The organism is Spiroplasma culicicola AES-1, from assembly GCF_000565175.1.
In the GTDB taxonomy this organism is placed as follows: Bacteria; Bacillota_I; Bacilli_A; order Mycoplasmatales; family Mycoplasmataceae; genus Spiroplasma_A; species Spiroplasma_A culicicola.
In genome coordinates this window covers 882329-894880 of record NZ_CP006681.1, presented here as the reverse complement: position 1 = coordinate 894880, position 12552 = coordinate 882329, and the positions used below count along the sequence as shown (strand labels likewise).

12 protein-coding genes and 1 rRNA gene are annotated in these 12552 nt (G+C 30.3%); 11 read left to right on the top strand and 2 right to left on the bottom strand.

Going from position 1 to position 12552, the window contains the following annotated elements; translation table 4 throughout:
- Positions 1 to 3 precede the first annotated feature (3 nt).
- Both SCULI_RS04120 and sufB read left to right on the top strand, forming a co-directional pair.
- A complete protein-coding gene (locus SCULI_RS04120) occupies positions 4 to 444 on the top strand; it encodes an iron-sulfur cluster assembly scaffold protein (RefSeq protein WP_025363375.1) in 441 nt (146 codons plus the stop codon).
- Positions 444 to 1856 carry a Fe-S cluster assembly protein SufB gene (sufB, locus tag SCULI_RS04115; protein WP_038648117.1) on the top strand — a complete coding sequence of 471 codons (1413 nt, stop codon included), beginning with the start codon at positions 444 to 446 and terminating at the stop codon, positions 1854 to 1856. The genes SCULI_RS04120 and sufB overlap by 1 nt, the downstream gene beginning before the upstream one ends.
- A gap of 165 nt (positions 1857 to 2021) precedes the next feature.
- Here the strand turns inward: sufB and SCULI_RS04110 are convergent, their stop codons facing one another.
- The gene (locus SCULI_RS04110; RefSeq protein ID WP_025363373.1) at positions 2022 to 2483 is read right to left on the bottom strand and encodes a hypothetical protein; all 462 of its coding nucleotides are present in this window, start codon (positions 2481 to 2483) and stop codon (positions 2022 to 2024) included.
- Between the two features lie 28 nt (positions 2484 to 2511).
- Positions 2512 to 2751 carry a NifU family protein gene (locus SCULI_RS04105; RefSeq protein WP_025363372.1) on the bottom strand — a complete coding sequence of 80 codons (240 nt, stop codon included), beginning with the start codon at positions 2749 to 2751 and terminating at the stop codon, positions 2512 to 2514.
- A gap of 90 nt (positions 2752 to 2841) precedes the next feature.
- On the opposite strand from SCULI_RS04105, the gene SCULI_RS04100 reads away from it, so the two are divergent.
- From SCULI_RS04100 to SCULI_RS04060, 9 genes are all read left to right on the top strand, one after another.
- Positions 2842 to 3168, top strand: a complete 327-nt coding sequence (locus SCULI_RS04100) for a S1 RNA-binding domain-containing protein (RefSeq protein WP_025363371.1) — start codon at positions 2842 to 2844, stop codon at positions 3166 to 3168.
- A gap of 28 nt (positions 3169 to 3196) precedes the next feature.
- Positions 3197 to 4477, top strand: coding sequence for a glucose-6-phosphate isomerase (locus tag SCULI_RS04095; RefSeq protein ID WP_025363370.1), 1281 nt, complete (start codon positions 3197 to 3199; stop codon positions 4475 to 4477).
- A 67-nt stretch (positions 4478 to 4544) separates the two neighbouring features.
- Entirely contained in the window at positions 4545 to 5048 is a 504-nt protein-coding gene (locus tag SCULI_RS04090; RefSeq protein WP_025363369.1) for a dUTP diphosphatase, read from the top strand.
- Positions 5049 to 5081: 33 nt separating this feature from the next.
- Entirely contained in the window at positions 5082 to 6254 is a 1173-nt protein-coding gene (locus tag SCULI_RS04085; protein ID WP_025363368.1) for an RNA-binding protein, read from the top strand.
- A 3-nt stretch (positions 6255 to 6257) separates the two neighbouring features.
- Complete coding sequence (locus SCULI_RS04080; RefSeq protein WP_025363367.1) at positions 6258 to 6998, top strand: TrmH family RNA methyltransferase; 741 nt, start codon at positions 6258 to 6260, stop codon at positions 6996 to 6998.
- A gap of 48 nt (positions 6999 to 7046) precedes the next feature.
- The gene (locus tag SCULI_RS04075) at positions 7047 to 8462 is read left to right on the top strand and encodes an NADP-dependent glyceraldehyde-3-phosphate dehydrogenase (RefSeq protein WP_025363366.1); all 1416 of its coding nucleotides are present in this window, start codon (positions 7047 to 7049) and stop codon (positions 8460 to 8462) included.
- Positions 8463 to 8513: 51 nt separating this feature from the next.
- Entirely contained in the window at positions 8514 to 9305 is a 792-nt protein-coding gene (locus tag SCULI_RS04070; protein WP_025363365.1) for a hypothetical protein, read from the top strand.
- Between the two features lie 82 nt (positions 9306 to 9387).
- Positions 9388 to 10638 carry a hypothetical protein gene (locus SCULI_RS04065; RefSeq protein WP_025363364.1) on the top strand — a complete coding sequence of 417 codons (1251 nt, stop codon included), beginning with the start codon at positions 9388 to 9390 and terminating at the stop codon, positions 10636 to 10638.
- Positions 10639 to 10989: 351 nt separating this feature from the next.
- Positions 10990 to 12509: ribosomal RNA gene (locus tag SCULI_RS04060) — 16S ribosomal RNA — on the top strand.
- Positions 12510 to 12552: the final 43 nt, after the last annotated feature.

Sequence of the window (12552 nt, the reverse complement as noted above, 5' to 3'; positions counted from 1 at the left end):
AAAATGATAGATAAAAATGACAGAATTCAATTAAGACAGATTATAATGGAACATTACACAGAACCAGAACATAAAGGCTTAGAAGAAGATAAAAATAATAGTTTTATTAAGTATCAAGATTCACCAACATGTGCTGATGAAATCAATGTCCAAATTATTTATGATCATCAAAAAATTGAAAAATCAAATTTTGATGGAGTAACTTGTGCGATATCTGGAGCTGCAATTGATATACTATGTGGCCAAATTGAAAATAAAACTAAGGAAGAAGCATTAAAATTATTAACAAATTATCATGCAATGATTATTGGCAATGATTATGATGAAGCTATGTTGGATGAATTAATTGCCTTTTGAGAAATTAATAAACAAGGAAATAGAATCCAATGTGCTTTATTAGGTGCTGATGGATTAAGACATATTTTAGAAAATGAGGTGAAATAATGAAAAAGTTAAAACAAGAAGAAGAAATTAAAGAAATAAGTACCTATAAATATGGGTTTAACGAAGGAGAAGTTTCAAGTTATAAAGTACCTAAAGGTTTAACAGAAGAAACAATTCGTCAAATTTCTGCAATTAAAGAAGAACCAGAATGAATGTTGAATTTTAGACTTGATTCTTTAAAAAAATTTAATGATAGACCTCAACCAAGTTTTGGACCAGATTTGAATTTCTTGGATTTTCAAGATTATTATTACTATACAAGAGGAACAGATAGTATTGCATCATCTTGAGATGAAGTACCAGAAAATATTAGAAAAACATTTGATCGTTTAGGAATTCCTGAAGCTGAAAAAAACTTCTTTGTAGGAATTAATGCTCAATGAGATGCAACTCCAGTTTATGAACAATTGCAAACTCAGATTTCAGATCAAGGAGTAATTTTTACAGATTGTGATACTGCATTAAAAAAATATCCTGAACTATTTAAAAAATACTTTGCATCAATTGTTGATAATGACGATAATAAATATGCTGCTTTAAATAGTGCTGTTTGATCAGGGGGAACTTTTATTTATGTTCCTAAAGGTGTTAAAGTAGAAATGCCTTTACAAGCTTACTTTAGAATTAATTATCAACAATCAGGACAATTTGAAAGAACTCTAATTATTGTTGAAGATGATGCAGAATTACATTACATTGAAGGATGTACTGCTCCTGTATATTCAAAAAATAATTTACATGCAGCAATTGTTGAAATTTATGTTGGGAAAAGAAGTCATGTAAGATATACAACTGTACAAAATTGAAGTGATAATGTTTTAAACTTAGTTACAAAAAGAAGTCTTGTTGAAGAAGATGGAAGAATGGAATGAGTTGATGGCAATATTGGTTCAAAAATTAATATGAAGTATCCAAGTTGTATTTTAAAAGGTGATCGAGCACAAGGAGATACTATCTCAATTGCAGTTGCCAAAAAAGGTGTTTATCAAGATGCTGGAAGTAAAATGATTCATTTGGGAAAAGAAACTAAATCAAAAATCATTTCAAAATCAATTACTTTTCAAGGGGGAACTGCCAATTATCGAGGATTGGCATATATTGGACCAGATGCAATTAATTCAAAAGCAAGAGTTGAATGTGATACTTTGATTTTAGATAACCAATCACATTCAGATACTATTCCTCAAAATAAAGTACATAATAATCAAAGTCAAATTGAACATGAAGCAACTGTTTCGAAAGTTAGTGAAGAGCAATTATTTTATCTAATGAGTCGTGGAATTGATGAACAACAAGCATTAGAATTAATTGTTATGGGCTTCTTAGAACCATTTACAAAAGAATTACCATTAGAATATGCTGTAGAATTAAACCAATTGATTAGAATGGATATGGAAGGTTCTGTAGGATAATTAAATAATCATTTTTTTGAAAAAATGATTATTTTTCTTAAAAAAACACTTGATTGTTTTTTTTTTTTTTTTGTATAGTCAAGAAGTCGGGAAAATAAATTAGATTAATCTAGTTTATGACACTAAACGTTGAACCGACTATTTAACGTTTAAAAAAAGAGAAAACTAATTAGTTTTCTCTTTTTTTATTTTTTTAACTTTTGGTTTTCCTCCACATTTGTAACACATTAAGACATTCATTTCAAATTTAAATGAAAATCTACTTGTAGTAAAATAAAAGTTATTTAATTCAGGAATGTTTTTTGGATAACCTTTAAAAAACTCCATATATTTATCTGTTTTACAATGTTTATTACAATTTTTGCAGTGTACATAGTTAATATCAAACTTTATTTGAATTGATTTTATTTCTGCTACATATCATTCAAAATTATTTTTTGGATATTCATCTGAAAAATACTTATCAAAGGCATCTGCAAGTAATTTTTCGCCACTTTCCATTCTCATTTTTTTATCATTAAATCTTCTTAATAAAAAAGGAATAATTAATGAAGCACTTACAATTGTGACAGTTGAAATACAAGTCATAATTGTATTTGTAACTTCTGTTCAAGTTGCTAAATACATTATTTTTCACCCACTTTTTATCTATTTATTACATTACTAATTCAACACCATCGATGTCGTAGGGAAACTCTTCTAAAAGGATACTTTCAATACCTTCTTTGTATGTTAATTCTGTTAAGCCACAACCAACACAATTTCCTAATAATCGTATGTAAACATGACGATCTCTAATTGCCACAAATTCCATGTCACCACCATCTTGAGTTACATACATGCGCAATTGTGCGATGATTTCTTTGACTTTTTGTTCTAAGGTATTTTTTTCCATTTGTTTCTCCTCATTGTGAAAATTATTTTGAAACATATTCATTTCTTTTCAAAATAAGTTTAAAATAAATACGTAAGGAGAGCAAGAAAAATGGTAAAAAAAGGTGAAAAAGTTACAGCTAAAGTTACAAGCTTAGTTAACTATGGTGCCTTTTGTGAAGTTGTTGATGGCGATGATACTATCAAAGGTTTAATTCACATTTCAGAATTCTCTGACTATTTTGTGAGCGATATCTCGCAATTTGTAAATGTTGGAGATGAAGTTGAAGTTGAAGTAATTGAAATTATTACAGATAAAAATCAAGTAAAATTAAGTTACAAAAAAATCCGACCAGAATTATTAAAAGAAAATCAGTCAAAAATTAAAGAGACTGGTGATGGTTTTGATAATTTAAAAAATATAGTAGAATCAAAATAAAACAAATCCAAAAGGAGCTAATAGTAATATGATAAGTATAAATTTTTCAAATTCAAAGATAGAAAATGATATTAAAAATTTTAGTAAAGAAAAAATGAAAGAAATTCACGATGTTATTGAAAACAAAACAGGATTAGGGAATGAATTTTTGGGGTGATTGACTTGACCTGAAGATTTCAATAAAGATGAATATCAAAAAATGAAAGAAGTTGCCAACAAATTAAGACAAGAAATTGATGTTTTATTAGTTGTTGGAATTGGGGGCAGTTATTTAGGAGCAAGAGCTGCTGATGAAATGATCAGAGGGCTTTATCCAAATGATAAAGTTGAATTAATTTATATTGGAAATACTATAAGTTCGACTTATACAAAACAAGTTTTAGATTATATTGCTGATAAAGAATTTGCCATTGCCAATATTTCAAAATCTGGAACAACAACTGAACCTGGAATCGCATTTAGAGTATTTGAAAAGCATTTAATTGATAAAAAAGGAAAAGAAGTTGCAAAAAATAGGATTGTTGCAGTTACAGATAAAGCTCGCGGAGCGCTAAAACAATTGGCGGATGCAGAAGGTTATCAAACATTTACAATTCCAGATGATATTGGAGGAAGATTTAGTGTCTTTACTCCAGTTGGAATTTTTCCTTTATTGGTTGCTGGAATTGATACTGATGCAATGTTTAGAGGTGCACAAAAAGCTTTAAATGATCTAAAATCATTAGATAATCAAGCTTACCAATATGCAGTTGCAAGATATATTTTCCACGAACAAAAAGGTTATAAAGCAGAAACATTAGTATCTTACGAGTTACAAATGCAAATGTTTACTGAATGATGAAAACAATTATTTGGTGAATCAGAAGGAAAAGATGGAAAAGGTTTATTTCCAACAAGTGTAGTATTTTCAACAGATTTACACTCATTGGGACAATTTATTCAAGAAGGAACAAAAAATGTTTTATTTGAAACTGTAATTGATGTTAAAAATCCAACAGTTGATTTAAATATTCCTTCAACTGAAGAAGATTTAGATGGATTAAATTATTTAACAACAAAAACATTCCATGAAATTAATGCAACAGCTTTAGTGGGGGTAATTGATGCTCACTCAAATACAGGAAATGTACCAAATATTATTCTTGAATTTGATAAAATGGATGCAGAAATGTTTGGCTATGCAGGCTATTGATTTATGAAAGCTTGTGCATTTAGTGGATATTTGTTAGGAGTTAATCCGTTCAATCAACCAGGGGTTGAAGTTTATAAAGAAAATATGTTTAAACTATTAAAAAAACCTGGTTATTAAAAATAAAAAAACAATAGTTGAACTATTGTTTTTTTATTTTAAAATTAGAGTAAGAGGGATAAAAATAATGTTACAAACAAAACACTTAATATATTTGTCACAAAAACAAGAACAGTTAGATAATTATATTCGCAAAGCAAAGAATTTTACAGATACAACTGATATTATTCAAAAGAAAATGGTCGCTTTTTTAGTAGAATTGGGTGAATTTATCAATGAAGAACGCTCATTTAAATATTGATCTAATAAAGCAAGTAGTGAAAAAAGTATTTTATTAGAAGAATATATTGATGGTCTTCATTTTATTGTTTCTTTAGGAAACAATATTGAATTTGAATTTGATCAATTTACATTTAAAGCAAAAGAAAAAGGCGATATTATTCAAATTTATTTAGATACTTATCGTGATGCATCAATTTTTAATGAAGATAAAGTAAAACAAAAATATAGTGATGTTTTAAATTCATTTTTAAATATGGGCTACAATCTTGGTTTTCAAGAAGATGAATTAATTGCAGCTTATAATAAAAAAAATGAAAAAAATTTTGAAAGACAAGATAATAATTATTAATTAAACCAAGATTTATAAAAGGGGGTGTTAATCATGGCAAAATCAAATCAAAATAATGATTTATTTAAATATAAACCATCAAATCCAAGAGATCCAAAGATGCCATCATTAACACTTGAATTAAGTGATGATATAGGTTTTTCAAATAGTACAAATAATAATGAAGAATTTGAAGATAATTTTAAATCGTCAACAAGAACTATTGCAATTGAAGAATCAATAGATAGTCAAAATCCAAAAACAAGTTTTATGGATTTTCAACCAGATCGTACTGAAGAACTTTTAACAAATGGTTCTAAGAAAAAGAAGAGTGGTGCTCAGAGTTTAATTGCTAAATTAAAACAACAAGTTTTAGAAAAAGAAGAAAATGAAACAAAAACTAAAGAAAGTGATGAAGGCCAAACTACAGTTGTAATGCCTGATCCAAATAGTGAAAATCGTCTAAGATTTGGAATGCGCCCAAGTTTAGCACCAAAGTCAAAAGTACAAATTGATGCCAAAACTAAAATGTTAAATGTTAATCGTGAATCACGTCAAAAATTAACTGAAGCACAGGTAAAAAAAATTGTAAATGAATTTAAATATAAAGTTGTCAAAATCACAAAAACAGAAGTAATTTTGAAAAATTCAAAATATGGTTTTGAAATTTATTTTAATAATGTTGATAATCGTTGATGAGTAACAGCATTATGTTTTGAAGAAATATGAAATCCTAAAAAAACTATTTTTGTTTCATTTTGAAGTGGTAATACTTTTATAGGTTATGGTCACCCAACTTTAGAAGAAACAATTAATCAAGCCCATGATTTAATGGAATTTGGAAGAACTGGAGATATTGTTTGAAAAGACTTTGTGACTGGGTGAAATGAAAAAACTAATCGTTTTATTGCAGGAGACGTTGCAAAGAAGTTTGAATTTAAAGAATATCAAAAAATTATTAAATGATGAGAAAGCAATAAAATTCGTATTCTTGTAAAACAAGATAATGTAAGAGATTATGAAGATCTTATGAACGAAACAAAAGCAAAACGTGCAGCAGGAGAAGCAATTAATCCATTAGCAGGAATTCAAGCTAAACTTTTAGATCCTCCAAGAAGAGCACAATTTGTTTTTGGCTATCCTGTAAGAAATCCAAAATATAAAGGGAAGGAATATGACAAACCTGAAAATAAATTGTATGAAATTGGGTTTGCATATGCAGAATAAATTATGAATGAAATTACTTCAATTAAAAATAATTTAATTATTGACACTTTAAAATTAAAAGAAAAAAAATCGCAATTTAGTGAGCAAAAATATTTAACTGAAGGGTTAAATATTGTCAAAGAATCACTTGACCACAATGTTGTTGAAGTTATTTTTTGTACTAAAAAACATATTGATGACTTTAAAAATTTTGAAAATCTGTATTTAATTTCTGAAAATGTTGCTCAAAAATTAAGTGATGTTAAAACAAATCAAGAAGTATTTGCAATTTGTCGATTTGAAAATACCAGTTTATTTGAACAAAATAATCTTTTAGTTTTAGATAATATTCAAGATCCAGGAAATCTTGGGACTTTAATTCGTAGCGCAAAGGCTTTTGGATTTAAAAATATTTTGTGTTCCCAAGATACTGTAAGTTTATATAATCCAAAAGTATTGCGTGCTGTTCAAGCAAACCATTTAGGAATGCACATTGAATATGGCGATATTAAGACAATGTTAAATAATCTTAAATCAAAATTTAAAATTATTACAACAAAATTAGGTCAAAAAAATGATTTAGACATTATTTATCAACAAAAAGAGCATCAATATGCTCTAGTTTTGGGCAATGAAGGCAATGGAGTCAGTGAAGAAATCTATCAATTAAGTGATTATAATTGCATTTTAAATTTAGATTCACAAGTGGAAAGTTTAAATGTTGCAATTGCTGGTTCAATCTTGATGTATAACTTAGCAAACTAAAAATTTATTTAAATAATTCTTGTATATAATTTATGTGAGGTGGAAATAATGAGAACATACAAAGCATTAATAAATAACCAATTAATTGATAATGGACAATGATTGGAAATAATTAACCCAACCACTCTTGAAGTAGCTGGAAAAGTAACTGCTTTAACTGCTGATGATATTAATAAAGCATATTCAGTTGCAAGATCTGCTCAACAGAATTGAGAAGAAGTTGAACTATTACAAAGAATTGAAGTTCTAAAACGTTTTAGAAATGAAATTGAAAAAAATAAAGAAGAAATTGCTCAAATTATGAGTGAAGAAATTGCTAAAGGTCTAAAAGAATCTTTAGCAGAAGTTGAAAGAACAATTGAAATTATTGATTATACTTTTGAAGAAGCAAAAAGAATTGATCCTTTAGCAATGACAGGCGAAGGAATGGGTGCTAAAAACAAAATTGGTGTCTTTTCAAGAGTTGCTAAAGGAGTAGTTTTGGCAATTTCACCATTTAACTATCCATTTAATTTAGCATTAGCAAAAATTATTCCTGCATTAGTGATGGGAAATACAGTTGTATTTAAACCAGCAACTGCTGGAAGTTTAGTTGGTGCATTCATGGCAAATTTAGCAATTAATGCAGATTTACCTAAAGGAATTTTCAACATTGTAACTGGAAGAGGAAGAGAAGTTGGAGATATCATTACTTCAAATCCAGAAATCAATATGATTTCATTTACTGGAAGTGTTGGTGTTGGAAATCAAATTAGAAAAATGGGAAGTTCAACAGATTTAGTACTTGAACTTGGAGGAAAAGATCCAGCATTAGTATTAGATGATCTTAACCTTGAAAAATATGCATCAGAAATTGTAGCTGGAGCTTATGGATATTCTGGACAAAGATGTACTGCTATTAAAAGAGTATTAGTGCCAAATAAAATAGCAGATAAATTAATTCCGTTAATTAAAGCAAAAGTTGAAGCATTAACTGTAGGTTCTCCTCAAGAAAATGCCAATATTACAGCTGTTATTGATGAAAAATCTGCAGATTTTATTCAAGGATTAATTGATGATGCCAAAGCACAAGGAGCAGTAATTTTAACTGGAGATAAAAGAGAAAAAAACTTAATGTGACCAACATTAATTGATAATGTAACAGTTGATATGAGAGTTGCATGAGAAGAACCATTTGGACCGGTTTTACCAATTTTAAGAATTGATTCAGTTGAAGAAATGATTGAAATTGCAAATAAATCTCAATTTGGTTTACAAGCAAGTGTATTTTGCCAAGATATTTCAACAGCAATTAATGTAGCAAAGAAAATTCAAACTGGAACTATCAATATTAATTCAAAATCACAAAGAGGACCAGATTGCTTTCCATTCTTAGGAATTAAAGATTCAGGAGAAGGGGTTCAAGGAATTAGAGAGTCACTATTAAGCATGACAAGATATAGAGGAATAGTTGTAAATTACTAATTTACAACTATTTTTTTTATTTGTTATAATTTCTACATTGGAGAATTAATGATGAGTAAGTATGTTTTAAAAAGGATTGATTTAGCAAACGATGAAGAATATATTTGTCTTGAAAGTCATTGTCGCAATATGGCAACAATGACTTTAACAAGAGAAAAAAATGACAAAACCAAAGATATGGGTGTTTTTTGTAATTTTCATTCATCAATTAATCAAGAATATTTTGAATGAAAAGAGCATTTTGCTTGAATGAATTTATTTATTTGAATTCCAGTTTTGTGAGCAATTATTTATTTTCCAACAATTGCTATAGGTAAAAGCGCAATTTATGCAAATAAAACTAAAGTTTATAAGCGCAATAAACATGGAAATGCTAATGCAGGACCTATGTATATTGCTCGAGGAAAAGCTAATAAAAGAGAAAATAAAAGAGCACAAAAATTAGATTCTAAAGTTAAAACAAATCAAATGCATGTGAAATCAAGTGCTAAATTATGAAAAGCTTCATTTATTTTATCAATGTTGATTTTTTTCTTATTTTTTGTCACATTTTCAATTGATCTAATACTTTTAATAAGTGGTCTTCACTTTATTACAGGAATGCAATATTTAGTTTATTCATTATTATTAGTAGTTGTATATTTTACTTATTTTATTCTTTCAATTTTTGCATATATAAAAAAGAAACGTCTACTTCTAGTACCATGTTTACTTTTTAGTATAATTACATTAGGATTTACACCGATCTCATACATTGGAATTGGCGTAATTGGTTGATTTGCTTTAACTCAAATTATTATTTATGGAAAACTTTTAAAACGCACTAAAAATCTTGAAAAATAAAAAAATAAAATGTATTGCATTTTATTTTTTTGTGCTAAAATAGTTATGTATTTTAGGGCTTTCAAAGATAGGGGTAAATCTTATGAAAAAAATTAAGTTTTTTGGATATATTTTTATAATATTAATATTAGTAATGGGATTTCTCTCAACTTTTGGTATGTTTTATGTTGACAATGAGACTACAGAAGAATTTTTTACAATTGGAGTTATAAAACTTCATGGTCAAGGAATTAATGGCTCAGGAAGCTGAATTAAACCATATGGAGCACACCAAGGTATTTTCTTTACACTTATAGTTATTGCAGCATTTATAGCATTAATGAGAAATATTTTTATTAAAAATGAAATACTTGGAATTGTGTCAATATTTATACCGTTAATTTATATTGCATCAATTTTGTTTACATGATTTGTTGTAGTAATTCCAGCTGTAAATGGTAATGTTATATGAAATGGCAATGATGAAGATAGATATTCAGTTAATATAACACCTGAATATTATTTATTGTTAGCTTCAACAATAATAGGGGGATTGTATTTCTTCTTTATGTTAGGAACAGTAATTAATACTTTTAAAAAAGCTGCAAAAGAATTTAATGAAAATACTTATCGAACTAAAGAAAATAATGCAAATCACAAAACTATTGAATTAAATAATAATCAAAGAATGCCAGAAGATGATCCTTCATTTACTTCAACGCCAAATGATGAAACTTTTAATATTGCAGATAAATTGCAAAAATTAAGAGAAGATTTAGCAAATGGAGTATTTGATGAAGCAACTTTATCTGAATCTTTAACAGAAGAAGAAATTAATTACATTCAAAATGAAGACCCAACTTTAAGCCAAGAATTAAATATTTCTGCTCAGGCAGTATCAAATGAACCAATAAATAATAATAATAATAATAATAATAATAATAATAATCAAGTTCTTGAACCAGTTGATCCTTATAAGCAAACAATTGTGCCAAGAAGAGCTGCAAATAAGGCACAAGCATATGACAAACCAATTGGAAATATTGCTGCAAGTAAATATGGAAATATGACTCAAAAAGAGCGCAGAAATGCAAGTTATGATCCAAATTATGAAGGAAAAGTGTTTTTAGGAGATAGTGATCGTATTTGAGAAGCAATGAAAAAACAAAAGCGTCAAATATCACCAAAACAAGCACCAACAGATCATTTAGTAAGTAGTTCAAATATTGTAAATAGTTTACAAAAAGAAAAAACTCAAACAATGGAATTAAATATTGACAATATTATTGATCCAATTAATGCTCGTGATGAAGAAAATATCACAGCAACTCCAACAATTGATTGAGATGATTAAAAAACAAAAAAATTTAAATTTTTTTGTTTTTTTTTGTTTTTTTCAATATATCTATGCTATTATTAAAAAGCCGTTAAGTTTGGCCTTTAAATAGGGCTTTACAGAATGTGAATTGATATATTAAAAATAACTGAAACAAATCTTTAAAAAGTTTAAAAAAAATTGAAAAAACTATTGATTATTGAATTTATTTGAGTTATATTTTTATATGTCGTTAATTGAAGCGGCGAAATGATCTTTGAAAACTAGATAGAACAACAACAACCAATTAAATTTGTACAATATATACAAGTTCAATTTTTTGAGAATACAAACAGATATAGTCAAGAATCAAAATATTCGCATTAATTTTTTAATGAGAGTTTGATCCTGGCTCAGGATGAACGCTGGCGGCATGCCTAATACATGCAAGTCGAACGGGGTGCTTGCACCCAGTGGCGAACGGGTGAGTAACACGTATCTAATCTACCTTTTAGTGGGGGATAACAGTTGGAAACGACTGCTAATACCGCATACGACATCATTATCGCATGAGAAGATGTTAAAAGGCCCGTTTGGGTCGCTAGAAGATGAGGATGCGGCGTATTAGCTAGTAGGCGGGGTAATGGCCCACCTAGGCGATGATACGTAGCCGAACTGAGAGGTTGATCGGCCACATTGGGACTGAGATACGGCCCAGACTCCTACGGGAGGCAGCAGTAGGGAATTTTTCACAATGGGCGAAAGCCTGATGAAGCAATGCCGCGTGAGTGATGACGGTCTTCGGATTGTAAAGCTCTGTTATAAGGGAAGAATAGCTAGAAGAGGAAATGCTTTTAGTCTGACGGTACCTTATCAGAAAGCCACGGCTAACTATGTGCCAGCAGCCGCGGTAATACATAGGTGGCAAGCGTTATCCGGATTTATTGGGCGTATAGGGTGCGTAGGCGGTTTGTTAAGTTTGAGGTTAAAGCCCGGGGCTCAACCCCGGTTCGCCTTGAAAACTGGCAAACTAGAATGCAGGAGAGGTAGATGGAATTCCATGTGTAGCGGTGAAATGCGTAGATATATGGAGGAACACCAGTGGCGTAGGCGGTCTACTGGCCTGTTATTGACGCTGAGGCACGAAAGCGTGGGGAGCAAATAGGATTAGATACCCTAGTAGTCCACGCCGTAAACGTTGAGTACTAAGTGTCGGCATAAGTCGGTGCTGCAGCTAACGCATTAAGTACTCCGCCTGAGTAGTATGCTCGCAAGAGTGAAACTCAAAGGAATTGACGGGGACCCGCACAAGTGGTGGAGCATGTGGTTTAATTCGAAGCAACGCGAAGAACCTTACCAGGGCTTGACATCCAGTGCAAAGCTACAGAGATGTAGTGGAGGCCAACATTGAGACAGGTGGTGCATGGTTGTCGTCAGCTCGTGCCGTGAGGTGTTGGGTTAAGTCCCGCAACGAGCGCAACCCCTATCATTAGTTACTAACATTCAGTTGAGGACTCTAATGAGACTGCTAGTGTAAGCTAGAGGAAGGTGGGGATGACGTCAAATCATCATGCCCCTTATGTCCTGGGCTACACACGTGCTACAATGGCTGGTACAAAGAGTCGCAATCCCGCGAGGGGGAGCTAATCTCAAAAAGCCAGTCTCAGTTCGGATTGAAGTCTGCAACTCGACTTCATGAAGCCGGAATCACTAGTAATCGCGAATCAGCAACGTCGCGGTGAATACGTTCTCGGGTCTTGTACACACCGCCCGTCACACCATGAGAGTTGGTAATACCAGAAGCATGTATCTTAACCGCAAGGAGAGAGCGTACCAAGGTAGGACTAGCGATTAGGGTGAAGTCGTAACAAGGTATCCGTACGGGAACGTGCGGATGGATCACCTCCTTTCTATGGAGTTAACATAGATTAGAGAAAGCTGAGCGAATCGATA